Annotated in this window: 19 protein-coding genes; 18 read left to right on the top strand and 1 reads right to left on the bottom strand. The window is 36.9% G+C overall.

Translation table 11 applies throughout. The features are described from left to right. The first annotated feature begins 203 nt into the window (after positions 1-203). The 16 genes from MKX55_RS20090 (at position 204) to MKX55_RS20015 (ending at position 17,879) form a co-directional block, all read left to right on the top strand. A complete protein-coding gene (locus MKX55_RS20090) occupies positions 204-548 on the top strand; it encodes a metalloregulator ArsR/SmtB family transcription factor (RefSeq protein WP_339234488.1) in 345 nt (114 codons plus the stop codon). Between the two features lie 16 nt (positions 549-564). Beyond that, positions 565-1,863 (top strand): arsenic transporter, encoded by a 1,299-nt coding sequence (locus tag MKX55_RS20085; protein WP_339234486.1) that lies wholly within the window; start codon positions 565-567, stop codon positions 1,861-1,863. Between the two features lie 14 nt (positions 1,864-1,877). Next, positions 1,878-2,297: an arsenate reductase (thioredoxin) gene (arsC, locus tag MKX55_RS20080; RefSeq protein WP_339234483.1), complete on the top strand. Its 420-nt coding sequence runs from the start codon at positions 1,878-1,880 to the stop codon at positions 2,295-2,297. A gap of 523 nt (positions 2,298-2,820) precedes the next feature. Then, entirely contained in the window at positions 2,821-3,000 is a 180-nt protein-coding gene (locus tag MKX55_RS20075) for a hypothetical protein (RefSeq protein ID WP_339234481.1), read from the top strand. Positions 3,001-3,355: 355 nt separating this feature from the next. Next, positions 3,356-3,799 (top strand): SRPBCC family protein, encoded by a 444-nt coding sequence (locus tag MKX55_RS20070; protein WP_339234480.1) that lies wholly within the window; start codon positions 3,356-3,358, stop codon positions 3,797-3,799. A 375-nt stretch (positions 3,800-4,174) separates the two neighbouring features. Next, positions 4,175-4,966 carry a MerR family transcriptional regulator gene (locus tag MKX55_RS20065; RefSeq protein ID WP_339234477.1) on the top strand — a complete coding sequence of 264 codons (792 nt, stop codon included), beginning with the start codon at positions 4,175-4,177 and terminating at the stop codon, positions 4,964-4,966. Next, positions 4,959-5,894 (top strand): ATP-binding cassette domain-containing protein, encoded by a 936-nt coding sequence (locus tag MKX55_RS20060; protein WP_339234474.1) that lies wholly within the window; start codon positions 4,959-4,961, stop codon positions 5,892-5,894. Before MKX55_RS20065 ends, MKX55_RS20060 begins: the two co-directional genes overlap by 8 nt. Beyond that, entirely contained in the window at positions 5,891-6,661 is a 771-nt protein-coding gene (locus MKX55_RS20055) for an ABC transporter permease (RefSeq protein ID WP_339234472.1), read from the top strand. Before MKX55_RS20060 ends, MKX55_RS20055 begins: the two co-directional genes overlap by 4 nt. A gap of 76 nt (positions 6,662-6,737) precedes the next feature. After that, positions 6,738-7,817, top strand: coding sequence for a hypothetical protein (locus tag MKX55_RS20050; protein ID WP_339234471.1), 1,080 nt, complete (start codon positions 6,738-6,740; stop codon positions 7,815-7,817). A gap of 231 nt (positions 7,818-8,048) precedes the next feature. Further along, positions 8,049-10,664: a phosphoenolpyruvate synthase gene (gene ppsA / locus MKX55_RS20045; RefSeq protein WP_339234469.1), complete on the top strand. Its 2,616-nt coding sequence runs from the start codon at positions 8,049-8,051 to the stop codon at positions 10,662-10,664. Between the two features lie 931 nt (positions 10,665-11,595). Further along, on the top strand, positions 11,596-12,570 hold the full coding sequence (locus MKX55_RS20040) for a LacI family DNA-binding transcriptional regulator (RefSeq protein ID WP_339234467.1): 975 nt from the start codon (positions 11,596-11,598) through the stop codon (positions 12,568-12,570). 13 nt (positions 12,571-12,583) lie between these two features. Then, entirely contained in the window at positions 12,584-13,471 is an 888-nt protein-coding gene (rbsK, locus tag MKX55_RS20035) for a ribokinase (RefSeq protein WP_256705127.1), read from the top strand. A gap of 156 nt (positions 13,472-13,627) precedes the next feature. Then, a complete protein-coding gene (gene rihC / locus MKX55_RS20030) occupies positions 13,628-14,548 on the top strand; it encodes a ribonucleoside hydrolase RihC (RefSeq protein WP_339234466.1) in 921 nt (306 codons plus the stop codon). Between the two features lie 30 nt (positions 14,549-14,578). Next, on the top strand, positions 14,579-16,000 hold the full coding sequence (dcuC, locus tag MKX55_RS20025) for a C4-dicarboxylate transporter DcuC (protein ID WP_339234465.1): 1,422 nt from the start codon (positions 14,579-14,581) through the stop codon (positions 15,998-16,000). Positions 16,001-16,908: 908 nt separating this feature from the next. After that, on the top strand, positions 16,909-17,373 hold the full coding sequence (locus tag MKX55_RS20020; RefSeq protein WP_289585038.1) for a YehR family protein: 465 nt from the start codon (positions 16,909-16,911) through the stop codon (positions 17,371-17,373). 305 nt (positions 17,374-17,678) lie between these two features. Then, positions 17,679-17,879: a hypothetical protein gene (locus tag MKX55_RS20015; RefSeq protein ID WP_339234463.1), complete on the top strand. Its 201-nt coding sequence runs from the start codon at positions 17,679-17,681 to the stop codon at positions 17,877-17,879. A gap of 141 nt (positions 17,880-18,020) precedes the next feature. Here the strand turns inward: MKX55_RS20015 and MKX55_RS20010 are convergent, their stop codons facing one another. Further along, positions 18,021-18,596: a DUF4352 domain-containing protein gene (locus tag MKX55_RS20010; protein WP_339234461.1), complete on the bottom strand. Its 576-nt coding sequence runs from the start codon at positions 18,594-18,596 to the stop codon at positions 18,021-18,023. A 1,079-nt stretch (positions 18,597-19,675) separates the two neighbouring features. Here MKX55_RS20010 and MKX55_RS20005 point away from each other — a divergent pair. Both MKX55_RS20005 and MKX55_RS20000 read left to right on the top strand, forming a co-directional pair. Beyond that, positions 19,676-22,540 (top strand): adhesive domain-containing protein, encoded by a 2,865-nt coding sequence (locus MKX55_RS20005; protein ID WP_339234459.1) that lies wholly within the window; start codon positions 19,676-19,678, stop codon positions 22,538-22,540. An 88-nt stretch (positions 22,541-22,628) separates the two neighbouring features. After that, a complete protein-coding gene (locus tag MKX55_RS20000; RefSeq protein WP_339234457.1) occupies positions 22,629-24,326 on the top strand; it encodes a hypothetical protein in 1,698 nt (565 codons plus the stop codon). The last annotated feature ends 11 nt before the right edge of the window (positions 24,327-24,337 follow it).

Here is a 24,337-nt window from a genome sequence, read left to right as displayed (position 1 = left end):
TTAAGCTACTACATATCTTTACTTTATTCTGAAGGCGTGGTTAAAAGATTAGAGGATAGATATTCCTAAAATAAATTGAAGAGAGCAGGTCATAGGGAATTCCTGTACGGACATTCAGCAACTGTGAAAAAAGTGTTCTTATTGTACATATAAGTAAATAGTTATATAATTATATAACATTGGATAGTGAAAGGGGAATCGAGATGCTGCAAACAACAATCAGCATGGAGAAGGCTGCCGGGATCTTAAAATTACTTGGTGATAAAACAAGGCTGACTATGTTGAAATTAATGGATGAACAGACTTGTTGTGTTTGTGAGTTCGTTGAAATATTTCAATCGAGTCAACCATCCATTAGCCAACATTTACGCAAACTGAAAGATTTGGGGTTAGTGAAGGAAGAAAGAAAAGGACAATGGATATTTTATTCAGTTAATAGTAAGAGTGAGTATTATTCATTCATCAAACCAATTTTGGATCAATTACCGGATCAAGATGATAAATTAAAAGAATTGGAAGAAAAAGGAATACGCATTTCTTGTTGTTAGGTTTGGAGGTCTTATTTTGTCAGCAACACTTCTACTCGCCATTTTAATATTTGTATTAACCCTCGTCCTGGTCATTTGGCAGCCGAGGAATTTAAATATCGGCTGGTCTGCCATGGGAGGAGCTGTTATTGCTTTACTCGCAGGAGTAGTGGGATTTAGTGATGTACTTGAAGTTATTGGCATCACATGGAATGCAACATTATCATTTGTAGCAATCATTCTTATTTCATTAGTATTAGATGAAATTGGATTGTTTGAATGGGCAGCATTACATATGGCACGAATTGCAAAAGGACATGGAATCAGGATGTTTGTCTATATTAGCATTTTGGGTGCGATTGTCGCAGCTTTATTTGCGAATGATGGTGCAGCACTTATTCTAACACCGATTGTACTTGCGATGGTACGTCATTTGAATTTTAAAGAAAAAATGATTTTTCCATTTATTATGGCAAGTGGTTTTATCGCTGATACAACATCCCTGCCGTTTATTGTCAGTAACTTAGTTAATATCGTTTCAGCCGATTTCTTTGGTATTGGATTCGTGGAATATGCTTCAAGAATGATTATTCCGAACTTATTTTCCCTAGCAGCAACCATTTCGGTATTATTAATTTATTTTAGAAAAAACATCCCTAAAAATTATGATGTGTCAAAATTAAGAGCACCCAGTGAGGCGATTCGGGACTTAAAAATGTTTCGTTTATCCTGGTTTGTACTTAGTGTATTAGTAATTGGGTACTTTACGAGTGAATTTATCCATGTACCTGTTTCCATTATTGCTGGAATCATTGCGATTTCCTTTATCATCATGGCAAGACGCAGTACCGCTGTTAATACGAAAGAAGTGATGAAAGGTGCACCATGGAATATTGTATTCTTCTCTATTGGAATGTACGTGGTGGTCTACGGTTTAGGTAATGCTGGGCTTACTTCTGCACTTGCAAGTTTGATTCAAACAGTTGCTAATCAAGGATTGTTTGTTGCAACGGTTGGCATGGGATTTATTGCAGCCTTTCTGTCCTCTATCATGAATAATATGCCTACCGTAATGATTGACGCTTTAGCCATTGCGGAAACAAATACATCTGGTGTATTACGAGAAGCTCTTATTTACGCAAATGTAGTCGGTTCAGATTTAGGTCCCAAAATTACGCCTATCGGTTCTTTAGCAACATTGGTATGGTTGTATGTATTATCTCAAAAAGGCGTTAAGATTTCATGGGGAACTTATTTTAAAACAGGGATTATTTTAACACTTCCCATCTTATTGATTACATTAGCAGGTTTATATTTAACATTGATTCTATTTTAAAAAGGAGAATGATTATGTCTAAAAAAACAATTTATTTCTTATGTACTGGAAACTCTTGCAGAAGTCAGATGGCTGAAGGCTGGGCGAAAAAACATCTTGGAGATGCTTGGGAAGTGAAAAGTGCGGGCATTGAGGCACATGGCTTAAATCCAAATGCAGTAAAAGCAATGCAAGAGGTCAATATTGATATTTCTAACCAAACATCCGATATGATTGATTCGGAAATCTTAAACAATGCGGATTTTGTAGTAACCTTATGCGGGGATGCTGCGGATAAATGTCCAATGACACCGTCACAAGTGAAACGTGACCATTGGGGATTTGATGATCCAGCCAAGGCTCAAGGGAATGAAGAGGAAAAATGGGCTGTATTCCAAAACGTCCGTGATCAAATAGGAGAAAGAATTAAACGTTTTTCGGAAACAGGAGAATAAAATAATAATATCTGCGAAAATAAAAGATATTTCTATTGTTGGGTTTGATGATCAAGAAATTATTTCTGCTCATTAACATCCTCGATTGACTTCGGTTGAGCTACCGCACATGAATTAGGTGTGCGGGGAGTTAAAGAATTATTAAAAATAACTAGTAACCAAGATTTAGAAATATATAAACACCAACTATGGCGAGGCATTCCATAAAACAATTATGACCAATATATTTTTTTCTAATATATTTGAAATACTTAATCAATCAACGAAGATATAGTATATAAGACAGACACATCATTTAAAGATAAATTTATCGCTTTTTACGACTAAAAATAATAATGGTAATTACTTGTCTTGGAAGAAAAATGTGTTATCTACTATTAGCTTTGTCCAATCTCCTTTTCTGAAATTACGTATATTGAATACGAAAGGAGTGATAAAGCTATGTGTTATAATTATGATCCATGTAAAAAGAAACACGATAATCATTGTAAGTGCCGCTGTCACAAGAAGAAAGAGCGTCATCATGATTGGTGTTGGAGAAATGATTACTATGGTAACCAAGACCATGATAGATGCCGGAAAGATAATCGTTATGATAACCGAGACTATGATAGATATCAAGGAAATTACTATCGTAGCAAACGATGTAAGAAAAAATTCTGTCATTGCTGTAACAGGTATTATTAAAGATAAACAGTTGTGACCCTCTAAAAGTTATCATTTTAATTAGGCTGGTAATTGGCTGTATTATGTTCGGATTGGACTCCCCTTAATACAGCCAATTTTCTACCTATAACTTTTCAGCTACAATAAAGCTGCGAAATTCTATCCCTTTGGATTCTTTCTTGTCCAAAGGGACTTATTATGGTTAAAATAAGGTAGCTGACCAATAATTTGGCTATATTACCGAAAATGGATATGAAATATGTTGGTAAAATAAATAGAGATAGTGACAAGGCATACTTATACTAACCGTTAATTTAGTAAAATAAGAAAGAGCCTCATAGGGTATAATGATAAAGAAATATTAAATCATTTGAAGGAGAGTTGATTTTGTTATGGATACGCAAGTAACTACAAAACTTAAAATACATAAGCCGGCTAATGAGGTGTTCGAAGCTATCGTAGATCCTTTGAAAATCGGAAACTTCTGGTTCTCCTCAAGCTCCGAGAGATGGGAAGAAGGCAAGTCCATTACGTTGAGATATGATGAGTATGGAGCAGAAGGTAAAATAAACGTATTAACCATTGAGGAAAACAAGAAAATCAAATTTTCATGGGGCGAAGAAACCAATGAAGAAACAGTTGTTAGCCTTACCCTGAAAGAGTTTGAAAATACAAGTACCATTATTGAAGTGAACGAATCAGGTATTAATGAACATGATCCGGAAGCAGTAAACAAAATGCTGGGACAAAAAGAAGGCTGGGTATATACGTTAACTTGTTTAAAAGGCTATTTGGAACATGGAATTTGTGATTTGAGAGCATCGTTAGTTCCTTAGATAGAAGCATCTTCCGTAATTATCTTTCCTTATGGAACAAATGGATGAATTAGCTTAAATTCCGTAAATTGTCATGATGCAAAGTTAAGAATTATCCGCTGATGCTGCGTGTGGATGGTTATGTTAGGTATCGTAAAATAAAAAAGAAACCTGGCCAAAAAACACGGAGACAAGGTCAACGGCAGAATAATCCCTTCCTGTTCTAAAATGTACAGAAGGGGTTATTTTTTTGTTGGATTTTTAAAATGGGAATGCATTTTTGATCGAAACATCTCGCTTAAATCGGTACATAATGAAAAAATAAAATAATCCCATTTTACATACTTGCAAATGACGTTGCGTAATGTGATTTAATATTAATCAGGAGGTGTATTCATGGAAAAGAAAAGGAAGTTTTCGATTGGCGAAATTTCCAAACTGACTGGTGTCACCGTCCGGACGTTACAATATTACGATAATATTCAATTGGTGCCATTACAAAAAAGCGAAACAAGCAGACGGAGATATTACACAGAATCAGATTTAACCAGGCTGCAACAGGTTCTGTTCTATAAATCATTAGGATTAAAAATCAAAGATATTACGAAGCTGTTAGAAGAAACCACAACTGCTGAGCAGCTTCGTCACGTATTAGAAAAACAGCGGGAAATTTTTTATTATAAGCTGCATGATATCAAAAGCAATATTGCGATGATTGAAGTGAGCTTGGCCGGGATTGAAAAAAATGATTCTCTTCCTTTAGGAAATTTGGTGCAATTAATTATCTCTTTAAACAAGGACACCGTTTATCAATATAAAGATGTTTCCTTTGATAAAAAATCAGAAGATACCTTTATAGAGCACTATCAGAACGAGGAAGCGATTTTAGAAGTATATTGGGACTGGAAAGCACTGATATTAGAAGCGGTCGCGCACATACTGAATGCTATTCAGCCAGAGAGTGAGCAAGGACAAGATTTTGCTAAAAGGTGGATTGAGATGGTAGTAAATATTTCAGACGGGAGCCAGGAGCTGCTTGATGTTTATAAAGATTCCTATAAAAATCGGGAGCAATGGCCAAAGGAAGACCGGCAGCTGATTGACTTTACTAATGCGTTTATCGATAAGGCGGTAGACCACTACCTATCCGCAGGCAAGTCTGACGACTGGAGGAACCCCAATGATTGAAATGAAGCATTTAACGAAAACATTTAAAGATAACATCTCCGTCAATCAATTATCACTGGTCATTCAGCCAGGTGTGGTGACAGGCTTTTTAGGTCCAAATGGTGCAGGGAAATCCACAACGATGAAAATGATTTTGGGACTGATAAACCCGAGCAGGGGCAGTGTAACGATTGATGGAAAGGCCTATAAAGATTTGAAGCTTCCTATTTCTAAAGTAGGAGCTTTAATTCATGGAGACGCAGTAAATCCAAAACTAACTGCCAAGCAGCATTTAGAAATCCTCGCTTCAGCTAGCGGTATTTCCAAAAAACGAATAGATAGCATGCTGATGGAAACAGGATTGGAAAATGTAAAAGACAAACCAATCGGTACATTCTCCTTAGGAATGAAACAGCGCTTAGGAATTGCTGCTGCTCTTCTGGGAGATCCGGAAACAGTCATCTTAGATGAACCCTTTAACGGATTGGATGTAGACGGCATTCATTGGTTGCGTAAATTAGCAAAGAGGCTGGCAAGGGAAGGAAAAGCAGTACTTGTGTCCAGTCATCTCATGAGTGAAATGCAAATGATAGCGGATCGAATGATTATCCTAGCTCAAGGAAAATTAATTGCGGATATGACCATCGATGAATTAGCACAAAACAGCCTCGGCTCCTTTGTAAAAGTAAGCTGTGAAGATAATCATAAATTACAGCGTTTATTAACTGCAAAAGGAGCAGAGGTGAAACAGGTGAAAAATGATGCGCTGCAGGTTTATCAATTAGATATAAAACAAATTGGATTAACAGCGAAGGAAGGAAAGCTTGCTTTATACGAATTAACGAAGGTACAGCCTTCCTTAGAACAATTATTTGTTGAATTAACGGAAGGAAAAGCAGATTACGTTTCAACGGATAACCTGATGGCGGAAGGGAGGGGAAGCGAATGAGGAATATCATTCAAGCGGAATATAAAAAGATTTTCTTTCTTACCTTTTCCAAAGTCTTTTTGACTTTTACCATTGGAATCAGTTTATTGATAGGGGTTATCTTTGCTGTAACAACCAATGTCACACAGGGTACGGCAATTACAGATTTATCCGTTATGGAGGTTGTTTCCGCAAATATGCTAGGCGTGGATTTAGCCAGTATTTTGCTGATTATTTTTACTGCGTTAACGATATCCAGGGAATTCACCGCAGAAACCATTTACACTTCTTTAGCAGCCGTTCCGAATCGGAAAAAACTGTTTTTGGGAAAGTATCTCATTTTCTTTCTGATGTCCATAGCAGTGAGCGTTCTGACCGTAGCACTCACTTACCTGTCCAGCCAACTCATTCTTATGGCAAATAATATGTCATTTGCCAGCTTAGCAGATTCGGATATCCGGCAATTTGTTTTTGGAGTCTTGCTGATGCCGATATTTTATTGCCTGCTTACCGTTGCGGCAACCATTCTTTTCAAGAACAGCGGTGGAGGAATTGCTTTTTCAATCATCGTTTTGGCAATCCCGGCACTGATTCAAATGTTTCCCGATTCGCTCCAAAAAATCTTTCTTCCGCTTTTGCCTCAATCGGCAATGCACAGTTTATCTGGTACAGCTGGAGCAGAATCGTTTGAAGCAACCGATGCGTTTACCAGTATGGGCATATTGATTATCTGGTTAGTCATAACATCTGTCATAGCTATCTTTTCATTTCAGAAAAGAGATTTTTAATCTATTCTAGTAATAGGAAGAAATAATTTTTCATATAGATTATCATTCATAAAACTTATTTAACATGGAGAGAACAATGAATATAAAGAAGATATATCAACTTTTATTAAACTTGCTGCTTGTATTCTTTTTGATATTTTTGCTTTCTGTAGAGCAATTAAACTTATATGCAGTCATCTATGCTGTGGTGGCGGTGCTTCTGATTGGCCATCTTTGGTTATCGCAGAATAAAAAAACAACAAAAATCATTTTAACAATTATTTATTTACTCATTATGTCTGCGCAACAGGTGTTTAATACCTTATTTGTATTTACCGGTATCGATACAGGCATGGTATTTCTAATAAAGAAAATGATTGCGGTTATTTTTATGCTGGTTCCTTTTTTTGTTTTGTATTTTAATTATCTGTATACGATACAAAACGTCTTTTCCCAATCTGTAAAGGACGCCACTGCAATCAGTTTTAACACGATGAAAGAAATGCAAAAAAGTACAGTCAGCTTGGGGAATAAATTAAAGAAAGGCAGAAATTCCTTATCCCGGGAAAACCTAAATGAAATCATGGAGGATATTCCCAGGCACAGCTATACAAAATATTTAAATAAAAATACCTTAACCGATGCCTTCTTTGCGGAATGTCAGCGGAGTTTAGCTGATGAACATTTGTATATTGTCATTTCAAGTACCGGAAGTCCTGCAAGTGAACTGATCTCTGTCTTTACACAAAAAGTTTATAATCATGTTTCACTTAGCTTTGACAGAGACTTAAAAACGATTGTGAGTTATAACGGCGGAGAAAAAGTTTCCCCACCCGGCCTGAACCAAGAACAGTTAGCACAATTTCACAAAAAGGACGATGCGGAAATATTAGTCTACAGCCTGGAGGCTTCAAAGGCACAAAAAGAAATAATTATGGATAAAGTAAAGGAAATTAATGGAACAGGCAGTGCGTATAATTTTGTCGGGCTGGTTACCAAATTCTCTATCCGTCCAAATATTATGTTTTGTTCCCAGTTTGTCTATAATATGCTGAAAATAGCCGGCTTGGAATATTTTCAGAGCCCTGCCACTAAAATAAAGCCGACCGACTTAGTGGAAAAAGATTATTATAGAAAATTGGCATTTTGTTATCGAATTAAATTTAATGAGTTGTAAAATAATTGCTAGTTTGTTGAATAACTATATGTATTGCAGATTAAAAAGGAGATGAACTGCTGTACGTGGAGAAAATCAGGTGATTAGGTAAGGTCTGGCTGCCTTTCGAAAATGGAACGCTAGCTCTTTCCAGTTTAATTATAGCATATACAAAAAAGCAAATATAGACTGTTTCTTCCCATTTACTACTGTTAAAATCAATAGAACCTTACCAAATAGGAGAGATGTAGCATGCGTTCTTTGGTTATCGGTTTTCAGGAAATGGACAAAACACAGCTTATGAATGTTGGCGGCAAGGGGCTAAATTTAGGAGAGTTATCAAAAATTCCGGGGATAGAGGTGCCGGAAGGATTTTGTATCACGACAGCTGGATATCAAAAAGCCATCCAAAAAAATGGTCGATTTAAAGAATTGCTGCACCAGTTAGCAAGGTTAAATGCAACGGACCGGGACCAAATTGGTCAACTCTGCAAAAAGATACGGCAAACCATCATAGAAGCAGAAATCCCTTCTGATTTGGTGCAAGAGGTTACCTGCAATCTCTCTAAATTTGGTTATGAACATGCTTATGCGGTTCGTTCCAGCGCCACTGCGGAGGATTTGCCTTATGCTTCCTTTGCCGGTCAGCAAGACACGTATTTAAATATTATCGGAAAAGAAGCTATCTTGCAGCATATCCGAAAATGCTGGGCTTCCTTATTTACGGATCGTGCAGTAATCTACCGGATACAACATGGATTTGATCACAATCAAGTTTATTTATCTGTTATCATTCAAAGAATGGTATTCCCACAGGCTTCAGGTATTTTATTTACAGCAGATCCCATCTCCTCCAACCGAAAACTGCTATCCATTGATGCTGGTTTTGGACTGGGAGAAGCATTCGTTTCCGGCTTGACATCAGCTGATTGCTATAAAGTAGAAGAAGGGAAAATTATAGATAAGATGATAGCCGATAAAAAATTAGCTATCTATGGACGAAAAGATGGAGGGACAAATACACATCAGCTGAATCCGGAACAACAAAAGGCTCAAACACTTACAGATCAACAAATTTTACAGCTGGCCAGTATCGGACGTGAAATTGAAGCTTCCTTTGGAATGCCGCAAGATATTGAATGGTGTTTGGTTGATGATACATTTTATATTGTCCAGAGTCGTCCTATTACGACGTTATATCCCGTCCCTGAAGTGCATGATGCAGAAAAACATGTTTATGTATCTGTCGGCCATCAACAAATGATGACGGATCCTATGAAGCCATTAGGAATTTCCTTCTGGCTGTCAACAACTCCAGCACCAATGCATCAAGCTGGCGGGAGATTATTTGTTGATATTGCACCGCGACTAGCTACACCTGACAGCAGACAAACGCTGATAGAAACCCTTGGAGAGTCTGATCCGCTGATAAAAGATGCCTTAATGACTATTATTGATCGGGGAGATTTTAGCAAACCTTTGCCAAATGGCGATCATGAACCACCATCCACTAATCGTGATAAAGATATGGATTCTATCGGTTTTCGGTCACAAATTGAAAATGATCCCAAGATTGTCTCTGACTTGATTAAAAGCAATCAAGCATCTGTAGATGAATTAAAACAGACTATCCAAGCCTATTCAGGAGCGGATTTGTTTGATTTTATTCTGGAAGACCTTCAGCGATTAAAGAAAATCTTATTTGATCCGCAAAGCTCGAAAGTAATCATGACTGCTTTAGAGGCTCCTGTATGGATTAATAAAAAAATGGATAAATGGCTGGGAGAAAAGAACGTGGCAGATATACTGTCGCAATCTGTACCAAACAATATTACTTCAGAGATGGGACTGGAATTATTAGATGTGGCAGATGTCATTCGCCCTTACCCGGAAGTAATTGCGTATTTACAAGGCGTTAAAGAGGATGATTTTCTAGATAAATTGACCGAATTTGAAGGTGGCCAAGAGGCTTCACATGCCATTTATGCTTATCTGAACAAATATGGTATGCGCTGTGCCGGGGAAATCGATATTACAAAAACGCGTTGGAGTGAAAAACCGTCTATACTTGTCCCAATGATTCTCAATAATATTAAAAACTTTGAAGCTGGTGCCAGCAAAACAAAATTTGAGCAAGGACGGCAAAATGCTTTCAAAAAAGAACAAGTGCTTCTTGGACGCTTGGAGCAATTACCCGATGGGAGACAAAAAGCGAAAGAAGTGAAGCGGGTAATTCGTTTAATGCGGAATGTTATGGGTTATCGGGAATATCCGAAATATGGCTTTATTAGTCGTTATTTCATTTATAAACAAGCTTTGCTAAAAGAAGCTGAACGGCTCGTACAAGCGGATATTATTTATGAAAAAGAAGATATATACTACCTCACTTTGGAAGAACTTCATGAAGCTGTACGAACAAACAACTTGGATTATCAGATTATCAGTGAACGGAAAAAAGCATATAAATCATACGAAAAAATGACTCCGCCACGTGTGATGACATCAGATGGTGAGATCATTACAGGTGATTATAAAAGAAAAAATCTCCCTGCCGAGGCAATAGTAGGTTTGCCTGTTTCTTCAGGAGTTGTAGAAGGAAAAGCACGTGTTATTTTAAATATGGAAGAAGCCAACTTGGAAGAAGGAGATATTTTAGTTACTGCTTTTACTGATCCCAGTTGGACACCATTGTTTGTTTCCATTAAGGGACTCGTTACAGAAGTTGGCGGGCTGATGACGCATGGAGCCGTTATTGCAAGAGAATATGGTCTTCCAGGAGTGGTTGGTGTAGAAAATGCAACGAAGCTGATTAAGGATGGACAACGAATTCGCGTGCATGGAACAGAAGGGTATATTGAAATATTGTAATTGTTGAGGATGTTATAGTAAAAGAGATGTTTTAAGGATTTGTGCTCAACTTAACATTTTATGGTGGTTGGATACTGTTTGACAAAGCCGAAATTACTTTATGTAGCACTATGACGCAAAGTATAAAAGCATAAAAGGGGGTAGTAGTTATGTGAAAAAGCGGTTGATAAATGCCTTTTCTGTATAATACGAAGGGGGCAATTCTTTAATAAGGTGTATCCCATGTTTATTTCGCTAATCAGCAGTTTATTGAAAATCACTATTAATCCTATATACTAATAAAGTCTAGATTGAGCCCCTTTAGATATGATTATCTAAAAGGGGTTTTTATGTCTGTACTCTTTTGAACCTGGCAGGATTTTGAAGAATAAAATAAATCAAAAGAACAAAAAGCTAAAGCGAAAAAAGGAAGTGTAAACTAAATTCCCCTTGCAGTTCTTTTTTGGGAGCGGGTTGGTTATTATTTGCACGAACGCTTGCCGGACTTGCAACTGCAAGTTGAGTTGCCTTTACTGCCTTATATCCGATTTATTTTTCAGAGGATGAAGTCCATGTTGCAATGGGAAGCATTTCTTTTACTTTAATATTTGCTCAATTTCTTGGGATGCTCTTTAGTGGTTTGATTATAGAAGGTTGGGGATGAAGAGCTCCTTTTTGGATGGGGGGAACCTATCAATCTTTTTTCGATATTTATAATCATTTAATGAACCATCAGCAAGAGGAAACAGAATCGCTGGATAGTTTTGTTATTTGTGCGAAGCAGTAAGAAATTAGTTGTAATGGAGAGATATACCCAGTAAAATATTAAAAATAAAAATCATTGACATTGAAATGAAATCGTTTTACAATGTTATGTAACGGGTTACATAAATCCGTTTTAAATTTACATTAATATGTAACGGGTTACATATTTGATAGAAGGAGGAATGTTATGGCGACTATCCGAGAGGTTGCAAAGCTTGCCGGTGTATCTGTTGCTACTGTCTCCCGTGTTATGAATAAAAATGGATATATCAATGAAAAAACAAAAGAAAAAGTAGAAGCTGCAATTAAAGAATTAGATTATCGTCCAAATGATGTAGCCAGGACTCTTTTTAAAGGGACATCTAAAATGATTGCATTATTTGTACCGGATATTATGAACCCATTCTTTCCTGAGCTGGCGCGTGCGGTGGAAGATACTGCAAATAAGTCAGGCAATACTTTTATTCTTTGTAATACGGACAACAATCGGGAGAAGGAAATGAAATACCTGCATGCCCTGCTGCAAAAAACAATTGGCGGCGTGGTAATGGTTTCAAGCTCCATTCCTTTAGAAACGCTGAATAAAGTAAACGTTCCAATTGTTGCGTTAGACAGAGAAATTATGGATGTGATTTCTGTTACGGTTAATAACCGGACAGGTGCGGTAGAAGCAGTGCGGCATCTGCAGAAGTCAGGCTGTAAAAGGATTGCACATATAAGTGGACCGGAAGATACAACAAGTGCAGTAGAACGTAAAAAAGGGTATTTGGAAGCAGTGGAACAAGAGAATTGGTTTTCAGAAGATTTTATTACCTCGGGAGAATATACCTTCGAGGATGCCTATCATGCAGCAAAGAACTTAATAAAAAAACACCCTGAAATTGATGGTATTTTTGCTGCGAATGATTTAATGGGGGTAGGTGTTTTAAAGGCTGCTGAATCTTTGAATCTGCGTGTTCCAGAAGATTTATCTGTTATTGGATTTGATGGGATTGAATTAGGAAAAATTACAACACCGGCACTGACAACAATGGGGCAGCCCATCTATGAAATTGGGCAGCGGGCTGCTGAAATAATAATTGACCGGATGGAAAATAAGCAGAAGGAAATTACTTCTGAACAATACACTGTTCAATTAATCAAAAGACAATCAACAAAGTAAGGGAATGAATTGTATGAAAAAAAATCCAAGAGTCTGTGTTGTTGGAAGTATCAATATGGATATGGTAACAACAACGAATAAAGTGCCTGAACAGGGAGAAACGGTTCTTGGTGAATCGTTTACAACCTATCCCGGCGGTAAGGGAGCAAATCAGGCAATTGCAGCAGCCAGGCTGGGAGCAGAGGTTGTTATGGTTGGAGCTGTTGGTGATGACTCATTCGGAAAAATTTTAAAAGAACGATTTCGTGATGAAGGCGCTAATGCGGAAGCAATTATAACAGTTCCTCATGAATCAACCGGTGCAGCAACTATTGTTCTTTCTGATGGGGATAATCGAATTATTGTTGCTCCAGGAGCAAATAAATATGTAACACCGGAACTGGTGAAAGATAAACAGGAAATTATTCTTTCCTGCGATATCATATTAATGCAATTTGAGATACCGAAGGAAACAATTGAGTACACGATAGAGCTTGCGTATAAACATGGAATTCCTGTTGTTATTAATCCAGCCCCATATAACAAGATTCTGGAGAACGTTGCAGAAAAAGCAACGTTTATTACACCGAACGAATCAGAGCATTCGGCAATGAAGCAATCTATAGATACTTTATCTATAAAAAAGAAGATTATAGAGACAAAAGGAGAGCATGGTGTTGCCTTCACCTTACCGGATGGGAAAGAGAAGACAATTTCTTCTTTTCAGACAAAGGTAAAGGATACTACTGGAGCAGGAGATACCTTTAACGGGGCCTTTGTAACGGAATATGCAAAAGAAAAAGATATAGAGAAAGCAATTGAATTTGCGAATGCCGCAGCCTCTTTAGCTGTAGAGAAAATTGGAGCTCAGGAAGGAATGCCGACAAGAGCAGAGGTTATCAAAAGAATGAAGAATCAATAAAGCAGCAAGGTTTTCTCTCAGGTAAGAACAGTATTTATACAGAAGAAAGATGCAGGCAGCTGTTAAGCCGAGAGAGAAGACGTCCTGCTTATTATAAAAATTTATTTATAAAATATTGAACAAAATTCAACTTAGAAAAATATTGGAGGAATTGTCATGAATAAGAAGCCAGTTATTATTGATACAGATCCAGGAATTGATGATGCAGTTGCACTAGGAATTGCTTTATACAGTGAAGAACTTGATGTCCGCTTAATTACAACGGTAAATGGAAACGTCAGCTTGGACAAAGTTACGTATAACATGCTCCGGTTAATGAAATTCTTTAATAAGCAGATTCCTATTGCCAAAGGTGCTGCAATACCATTAATCGTTGATCCAGTTGATGCCAGTGATATTCACGGAGAGACAGGCATGGATGGTTATGATTTTGAAGAAGCAGATGAAAGCCTTCTTTTAGATGAACATGCTGTAACTGCAATGAAGAGAGAGATTCTAACAAGCGGTGAACCAGTGACACTTGTACCGATTGGTCCATTAACAAATATTGCATTGTTATTTAGAACTTATCCGGAAGTGAAGCAGAACATTAAGGAAATTGTCATGATGGGAGGATCAACAGGCAGAGGGAATTCTTCGGTAATGGCAGAATTTAATATTTATGCAGATCCAGAAGCTGCTAAAATCGTTTTTGCAAGCGGTGTCCCTATTGCTATGGCTGGATTGGATGTTGGTCTAAAAGCACTTGTTTATCCGGAAGACAGCGAAGTTTTAAAAGATATGAATAAGACAGGAAATATGATTTATCATTTGTTTAAAAAATACCGGGGTGGAAGCTTCAATCATGGTTTGAAAATGTATGACAGCTGTGCAGTTGCTTATTTGCTAAAACCCGACCTGTTTGAAGTAGCACATTCTTATGTCGATGTTGAATTAGATGGTGCTTTAACAAAAGGAACAACCGTTGTCGATTTAAAAGGAAAAATGAATAAAACGCCAAATGTAAACGTTTGTGTTGATATTGATGCGAAAGAATTTAAAAAATGGTTTATGGAAAGCATTCAAAAATGTAATTAAGCATTAACCATTCTTCGGAGGGAAGACATCATGTTAGATAATCTTATTATGTACGGTTCCGCTGTTTTAGCCGTTGTCGTTATTGTCTATATGCTGATCAAGAAAATGGATATTAAAATTGCCTTATTTTTTATGGGGATTGTTCTGCTTTTGATTAGTTTAGCAATGGGAAAAGATATTGTATTTCAGGACTTTCAGTCAACCGGCTCAGCCCTGCTCGATCCATTACAGGTAATTGTTGAACAGTTCAAAGCAACACTGAGCTCAGCTGGATTAATTATTCTTATTCTTGGAGGATATACCGCTTATATGTCTTCCATTGGTGCGAATGATTTAACCGTTCAAGTATTGACAAAACCTATTAATAAAGTAAAGTCAGTTTATTTTCTAGTTCCACTTACATTTTTGCTTGGAAACGTTTTATCTTTGGTTATTCCTAGTGCGTCGACCTTAGCAATTCTGCTTCTTGCAACCTTGTATCCTGTTTTAAAACAAGCGGGGATGTCTACATTAAGTATTGGTGCTGTTATTGCCACCTCAGCAACGATTGTACCCACACCGCTGGGCAGTGATAACGTTGCTATTGCAGAGGAACTTGCTAAATATCCTATGTTTAATGATATGACAGTAACACAATATGTATTTAGCTATCACGCGCTTGTATCGATTCCTACCATTTTATTTATCGCATTGGTTCACTATTTCTGGCAAAAACGAATGGATAAAAAAATGACGGCAGCGGAGTCGGAGGAACAGGTGGAATTAAAGGATATTGAAAAGGTAGAGGGTAGTAAACTTTATAAAACAGTTTATTCAATTCTTCCAGTATTTCCGATTATTATTTTACTCGTTTCTTTTATTGTTGAAATGACAACTTCAGCTACGATAGCTGTTAATGTAGAAATTGCTGTGTTAATTTCATTTATCCTGGCAATTGTCTGTGAATTGATTCGTCATCGTAAGGCGAAAGAGGTCTTTGCAAGCACAGAGAAATTCTTTACAGGAATGGGTAATATGCTCCCAGTAGTAGCATTACTGGTTGCTGCTTCTGTCTTTGTTGCAGGTTTACAATCGATTGGTTTGATTGACACATTGCAGGAAACAATGCAAAGTACACATGGCGAAGGAAACGGATTTATTCTGCCGCTTATTTTAGTAGCTGTCACAGCGTTAATAGTCCTGTTGAGCGGAAGCGGCATTGCCTTATTCTTTGCAATGGTTCCGCTGGTTGTACCACTTGCCGAGGCAGCAGGTATCAGCCCAATTGCTATCAGTGTTCCAATGGGAATGGCAGGAAACTTATTCCGAGCCGTATCCCCTGTAGCTGCTGTTATCTTAATTGTAGCTGGAACGTTAAAATTAAATCCAATTCATATTATTAAGCGTACTTCTGTACCGATGATATCAGGTGTTATATTTATGTTTGTGCTATCTATGATTCTTTTCTTGTAAATGTATAAAATGAAGCTTGCTTCTACTAGAGTTTTTACGGATGCTTATCTGTGATGAAATTTTAAAAGGAGCTGTTAGCAAATGCATAATATGCATTTTGCGACAGCTCCGATTTTTATGTCTGCGCTCTTTTGAACTTGGTAGGCTTTTGAAGAATAAAATGTAAGTTTGTTCAGAAATTCATGCCTAAAAAGAGGGAAGAGTAAATTTTTAAATGAAGAGATTTAAAAATGAGTTAATTGAACAAGTTAAAGTTCCAGTATTGTTAAGTACCTGGGGAAAACAAAATCGTATCATTAAATTAAGATTCTATAAGAGGTCTCTCTACATAGAATCTTTTTATCATGTTTTCAAACCTTCCGTTATAAATAATCACTAAACCAAAACAGAAATAAATATTACAATTCCTTTACTTTCTTTTATGAAGTAGGTAAAAAGAGGTGAAAAGAGCACTTTTCAATGATAGCTAAGAAATGAATAAGATACGGAAGTTTCTTAATTATTTTAAATATAACGGAACCCAAAATTAGGTAAAAGGTCATAACCCAAAAGAGAGACAAGTCAGTTCGAATTAAGACTAAGTGATATTCGGCCTATTGAAAAATGATTTATAAATACATAATATTATGAAATAACATGAAAGCATGTTATTTGAAAACTTCATAAGAAAGGAAGCGCACATATGAAAAAAAAGGTTATTTATCTATTTGGTTTTACTGAATTAGTATGACATGAATTGCTTGCAATTCGAATGAAGAAAGCTCTGAACCAACTTGCCTTGTCTCTGCAGTGGAAGCTTCCCCTGAGATGCAAGTAATGCGGATCCGGGTAAAATATTAGATCGGATCTAAGGTAAGATAATGGAACCATGTAAAAAATATAAATTTGTGATGGATAGGAGAAAAAACATGATCAAACAAAAAACTTTTAGAATCATTGGCATGCTGGCTTTGCTTGTGGCATTAGCTGGACTCATGGCTTGTAACTCGGAAGAAACGGTCACACTCCAAAGTGAACAAAACGGAGTTATTATGAAAATTACATATGTAGCCGAGGGTGACGAAGTAATAGAACAATCTACCGAAAGTGAAATACCCTATTCTTCTTTAATGGTAACAACAAAAGAAGAGGCTCAAGCTATTCTCGACCCCATTGTTGCCGAAATCCAAGGAACAGAAGGACTTGAACATAATATTGATTATCAAGATGATAAAGCCATTGAAACAATGACAATCGATTACACGACAGCTGATCTTTCTGAAATATCAGCACTGCCTGGTTCTACCTTTGAAGGAGAAGAGGGTGCTGATACGGTCAGTTTGGAACAGTCTGTAGAAATGATGGAGAGCCAAGGCTTTGAAGTCGTAGAATAAAATTGCTTAATAGAGGAGGCCGTACCTGCGTTATGTGAGGGTGCGGTCGTTTTGTTTACATTACAAGAAGGTACCATTCTTAGACTTTATTTATTATGGACGGTTCTGGGGTGGTTTTTTATTGCTCTTATCGCTCGTATGAGTAATAAAAGTTATGCAGGAAGAGAGAAGCTTCGGCATGATATGAATCAAAGCGCCTAAGCTGTAAACGAATTAAAGTAACAAAATTTGATGAAATATGTTGATATAACAAATTTATCAACAACCTATCAAAAATGAAATAATAAACAAAGGAGAAATCTATAATGACCAACATGATTGCCTATCTTTTTGGCAGACTTCTAGGAGCGTTTTTACTTTCTTTCATACTTACTGGGATTTTGGGTCTGCTTTACCGTATCATTAAGAAAAAATCTATGCCGAAGTTTTGGTTGAAGCTCTTTATTATTGCTGTCATTCTTACAATCATTTCGATGGTAGGGGCAATGAATCAACAGAATATGTAAGATATAGATACTCCAAATATGGACTTATTTCTGAATAGGGATCTTTCTCTATTTTTAAAAAGATGTCATTCACAAAAAATCCCTGGCACGATGCCTCGCGCCAGGGTTTGGATTGATGATGGGTTTAATTGGTTATTTATCTTATTGATTAGGGTTAGGCAATTCGAAATGTGTTTCTTCATCTGACATCATTTCAAATTTTAATAAAAAGGTATCGGCATAATCTACTCTTTCTACGTACACTAACGGTCCTGTTATTTCTTCTCCCGGAGCTAATTCTTCATCTGCTTCCGGAAAAAATTCATTATAAGATATTTCCCCGCCATCTTCATCTATTGCTGATAAGTTGGCAGAATACATATCATGAGGCACATAAGCTTCATCACTTATATTTTTGAATGTAACGTCTGCCACGGCCAGCTTAAAATCATCATCAGAAGTAGACATGACATCTTCCATTGGCTTCCCATTTGCTTCTTCAGCAAAGTAAAAATCGTTTACCGTTACCTCATAATCAAATTCGTATAAATCGCTGGTAATTACTGCTGTATCACCGATGCTGTACACCTCTTTTTCTTCTTCTGAAGTATCTGTATCTTTTTCGCTCTCTGCTGTTTCGTTGTTTTCTTCTTCAGTATTTTCTCCAGTATCGCTGTCACTGCTGCATGCAGCCAATAATAAACTTAAAAATAATGCTGCCAGTAATAATTTTTTCATGGGGTTGTTCCTCCCAATTTTATTTTTTATAAAATTAATACTAGCAAAATAGTGTTCTATCTTCCATTGTTATTTTTCAAATTTAGTCACTTCTCCTGTTAAGTAGTCTATGCCACTTCTTTTTTATTAAATGAAATAGAGAAATGAGGCAGGGGTGCCTCTAGAAAATTTCTATTATTTTTATTTAATTTTTTTCTGAAATTTAAGAAGCAAATTGTTTGAACAAGGTAGGTAATTTTATTGTCGAAAAAACAATAAAAGGGTCGATTTAACTATTTTTTAAAGTTTAGAAACTCGAAGTTTTTAAAAGTTTTTATCTACATTGCAAAGAAGTTATCTAAACATAATAAGAATTATAGTTGCGCTATCCCTTTAAATACAAGGTTTAACAAGCCAAAACAATTCAGGAGATGATTGTTCTCTGGTTAGGAAACTATTTTTTAATATAAGAAAATTTAAGAATTAAATTAAGGTAATTTGAATTAATTTAAATGAATATATAATCATTATTAAGCCAATAAACTTATTTATAAAGAGATTTTAAATAGTAATTGAGGAAAAATTAACTATTTAAATATATTTATAAATATTTAATAAATCTATAAAAAGCTGATTTAAAGGATAAAAAGATAATTTAGAAATAAATTTTCTTCAATAAGTAAAAAAGAATTAAGAATTAAGGTCTAAAGTCCAGGGTTCACATGGTTATGAGATTTAGATAGAATTGCCTTAATTAGCAGAATGTTTAGATACGTTTTTCTGCTACATAGATTTTCGTTGATAGATTGGATTTCTGAAATTATCTATTCGTAGTTTTTATTTAAAAGACTAGAAAAGAAGTTACTTTTTTAGGCTAATGAAAATTTAGGTCCTTTGTTGGATTATTATCTATCAACGAGAATGTTCTGAAATTTTTAATTTTAGCTAATATACATAATTAATCATTTGATTGACTCAGTCATCTTTAGAAATTAGCTAAACGACAAGGGGGAGTTTGATTAGATAAAGTACATATTAATCTTTTGTTGTTTTCGTCAAGTTAATGTTTATTAGATAAAACAGAATGGAAGGATGAGACTTTGAGTAAAAAGAATTTTGACTATAAGCGTAAGATGCAAGCAAAAAAAGTAAGTCGATCGAGTAAAATGAGAAAGGTTTTTGCTTCTTCAGCAGCAGCTTCTTTATTAGCTTTTAATACATTACCTGCTGTAGCAAGTGCGTCAACAGCCGGGGAAGCTTTGACAAACCCTAAAATCGCCAGCTCTTCTGCTATTTTAAATGTTGCTCCATTTGCTAGTTTGGCGGAAGTGCGGTTATTAGAGAATGTAAATGTTGATGCAACTTTAAATCAACCAGCAGCTGGGGAAGACTATGATTTAGCATTAAACTTAAATGGTACAGGTGTTGCTAATGTTGAAGCACTTAATCCAGACAGAGTAGTTGCTTTCAGCATTCCTGAATTAGCTGGTCAAATGTATCAAAAAGGTTCAGCTGATGTAAGTGTCGATCTTACAGCAATAACAATGGATGATATTCCTGCAGTAGGTGGGCTTGTAACTACCTTAACAGGGGAATTAACTAATGCTGTATCAGAAGTGTTAGGCGTTGTGGATGACTTGCAAAGCAGTATTATTCCAGAAGATTTGCTTACTATCAATGGAGTAGATGAGTTAAGTGGTGCACTTGATGCATTAAATAATTTAGATGCTGCACTAGGCGATTTACTACAGTACAATGATCAAGTTGATTATACAATAAATCCTGATGGTACAGTTGTTGTAGAATTTACAGATGGTGTTGGTCAGCATCTTGAAACAGCTGTTCAAGATGTTATTGTTGAAACACTGCAAAATGTTGTAGATGCTGCCAATGCTTTAGAAATTCAAATTTTACCTGGGGCTGAAGATATTCCGGGTGTTGGTATAATTATCGGTGGATTAAATGACGCTGTTAACGAAGCCCTAGGAGCGGTGACTGATGTAGCAGGTGAAGCAAATGGACTTATTGATCAAATCACTAATGGAACGATTGATTTATCCAATGACCTTGCCAGTGTACAAGCAATCGGTTCAATGTCCGTTAGCTTGAACTTAGGTGTAGAAAACCCTGCTGGTGTGTCAGGAGAAGTTCCTGTACGTGGCGCTGGTCTAACTACTACTGCTATTGACGTAGACTTATTGAATGACTCAGAAGGTCAAGACACGATTGTCTTTGATGAGGAAGACGATTCCGATTCCGACAGCGACTCCGATTCGGACAGTGATTCTGACTCAGACAGCGACAGTGATTCGGACAGTGACTCTGATTCCGATAGCGATTCCGACTCAGACAGCGACTCTGATTCCGATAGCGATTCCGACTCAGACAGCGACTCTGATTCGGACAGCGATTCCGACTCAGACAGCGACTCTGATTCGGACAGCGATTCCGACTCAGACAGTGACTCCGATTCGGACAGTGACTCTGATTCCGATTCCGATAGCGACTCCGATTCGGACAGTGACTCTGATTCCGATAGCGATTCCGACTCAGACAGCGACTCCGATTCGGACAGTGACTCTGATTCCGATTCCGATAGCGACTCTGATTCAGACAGCGACTCTGATTCAGACAGCGACTCTGATTCGGACAGTGATTCTGATTCCGATAGCGACTCTGATTCAGACAGTGACTCCGATTCGGACAGTGATTCTGATTCCGATAGCGACTCTGATTCAGACAGCGATTCTGATTCCGATAGTGATTCCGATTCCGATAGCGACTCTGATTCAGACAGTGACTCTGATTCCGATAGCGATTCCGACTCAGACAGCGACTCCGACTCAGACAGCGATTCTGACTCAGACAGTGATTCCGATTCCGATAGCGACTCTGATTCAGACGAAGTAATTGTTTCAATCGATACGCCATTTGCAGAAAACATCTATGAAAATGAGAACATTATCACAGGTGAAGCAATTGCTAATGCAACAGTTATTGCTTATGTGGATGGAGAGGAAATCGGAAGAACAATTGCAGACCCTGTAGTAGGCGTGTTAAGTATATTAGAAGTTGTAGAAAATAACAGCACATTCACATTAGAACTAGATGAGCTATTAGAGGCTGGGACAATTATTACATTAGTTCAAGTGGTTGATGAAAATGTAAGTAGTGCACACGAGATTGAAGTATTACCGCTTGATGATTCGGACAGTGACTCCGATTCGGACAGCGATTCTGACTCAGACAGTGACTCTGATTCCGATAGTGACTCCGATTCGGACAGTGATTCTGACTCAGACAGTGACTCTGATTCCGATAGTGACTCCGATTCGGACAGCGACTCTGATTCCGATAGTGATTCTGACTCGGATAGCGACTCCGATTCAGACAGTGACTCGGATGCTGATGGAGATGCTGACACGGACGCACCAGAACTTAGCGATGTAGTAATTAGTGGAAATAGTGAAGATGGCTATGAAATTTCGTTCGTATCCGATGAAGAATTAGCTGATATAAAACTAATTGATGAAAATGGAAATGAAGTTGAAATTGAAGAAGTTATCTATGATGAAGAAACTGGCGAATATACCCTTGTTATTGCGGGAGACGAGGTTAATCAAGGAGATGTTCTGACATTAGTTGTTGCAGATGAAGCAGGCAATGTTAATGATGAGCATGAAGTAACTGTCCCTGCAGACGGTAGCTCTGGTTCAGGCGGAAATGATGGAGAAGGTGCAACTGCCACTCCTGGAAATGGATCAGGTTCTGGTTCTGGCTCTAACGGGACGCAAGGGCAATCTGGCCAAGGCTATAAAATTGAAAGTAGTCAAAACCAGCACGAAAGTCAGAAACTCCCAAGTACTGCAACATCCATGTGGACAATTGGGCTAGTTGGATTAGTTGCTGTAGCTGCTGGAGTAGGAGTAACATTATTCTCCAGAAGAAATAAAACGAATGAATAAATAAGTAGTACCAAAACAAAAGCAAACGTCAAAAGATGTTTGCTTTTGTCTACATAAAATAATGCTGCTTTTTAAAGTGTAGGAGGACATGATGATTACAGAGGAGAAAGTACCTTATCAACATTTTAAAGAACATCTTGAACCATTGAAAAATAATATAATAGAGGATGGAGAGACCTTTCAGCAAATCAACGGCCAGGCCTCGCTGACTATCTTTTTATCAATTGGATTTGCGGAAAAACGTGCTGCCGTCTTCACTGCAAATGGGAAAAGTTTTTATCAGGCATGGGAGAATATAGAGAATCAGGGTAATTCCTATTTGAAAAAAACAAAAGAATTATTTACCTCTATAAAGATTGATATTGTTACCAACGTTATTCCTGTAACTATTCCTGAATTTATCAACCGAATTACAAAAACCAAGAAAAATTATTTTCGTCAAGGTATCAGCTTCAGTAAGGATTTCAAACATGCATTTTTAGAACAAGAATTAAATGGAAATGCTGTGATTCAAATTGATAGAGAAGCAAAACGCGGCTTTATCCATGAACAAAATTTACAAAAGTATATTCAAAAACATAGACCAAATGGAAAACCAATTGATTTTAAGAAAGTAGAAAAAGTATATATTTTTGAGACACAAGGTTATTTTTATGAAAAAGGGAACTGTTATAAATTACATCAGGGCGAACGTGATAATGGACGGCGAGATACCCCATTAAATGCAGAAGAAGTCGACATGTTAATAAAAGGCGGGCAAAAATATTTAGCCAGTTTAAGTAAACCCAATGGTAGGTTTGTATATGGTTTTTTCTCTTACTATGATAAAGAAATAAAGCACTATAATAGTCTTCGGCATAGCAGTACCATTTATTCCATGATTGAAGCCTATGAATTTCATCCCACAGAAGAAGCTGCAGACGCCATTGAAAGAGGGATTGATTATCTTATTCGTGAAAAACTATACGTCGATGAAGAGAAAGACATAGCTTATATCATTGATGGGGAACAAGCAGATAGGATGGAAGTGAAACTAGGCGCAATTGCTGCAGCAATATTAGCTATCACGAAATACACAGAGGTCTTTGAGAATGTAGAACATATTCCAATTGCTCAGAAATTAGCACGAGGTATTCTGCAATTGCAGCAGGAAAATGGTAAATTTGTTCATATACTAGATTATCCATCTCTTGCGTTAAAAGAGGAGTTCCGTATTGTTTATTATGATGGGGAAGCTTGTTTTGCGTTGATGCGTCTTTATAAAATCGACCGTGATGAACAGTGGCTACAAGCAGTTGAAAAAGCATTTGACTATTTTATTGAAAGCGATCATTGGAAACATCACGATCACTGGCTAAGCTATTGTACCAATGAGGTCACTCTCTATAAACCGGAACGTAAATATTATAAATTCGGCTTACAGAATGTACAAAATAGACTGGATTATATTTACAAACGAATCACCACATATCCTACCTTCCTTGAGTTGATGATGGCAGCATATCAGATGGTTAATCGTATGAAAGCAGACGGATACGGTGACTTAATTAACGAATTAGATTTTGATGAATTGAAATTAGAAGCCACGATTCACCGAAGGGCAGAGTATCAGCGTAATGGTTTTTTCTATCCGGAACTGGCCATGTATTTTAAAAATCCGAAAAGAATCACCGGCAGTTTCTTCATTCGGCATCACTCCTTCCGAACGCGAATTGATGATGTGGAGCATTATTTATCTGGATATTGTGCGTACTATAATTTATTTTTAAAACAGAATAAACAGTAATAATTTACAGT

It is taken from the genome of Oceanobacillus sp. FSL W7-1281, assembly GCF_037969835.1.
Classification (GTDB): domain Bacteria; phylum Bacillota; class Bacilli; order Bacillales; family Amphibacillaceae; genus Oceanobacillus; species Oceanobacillus oncorhynchi.
This window is presented reverse-complemented; position numbering and strand designations above follow the sequence as displayed.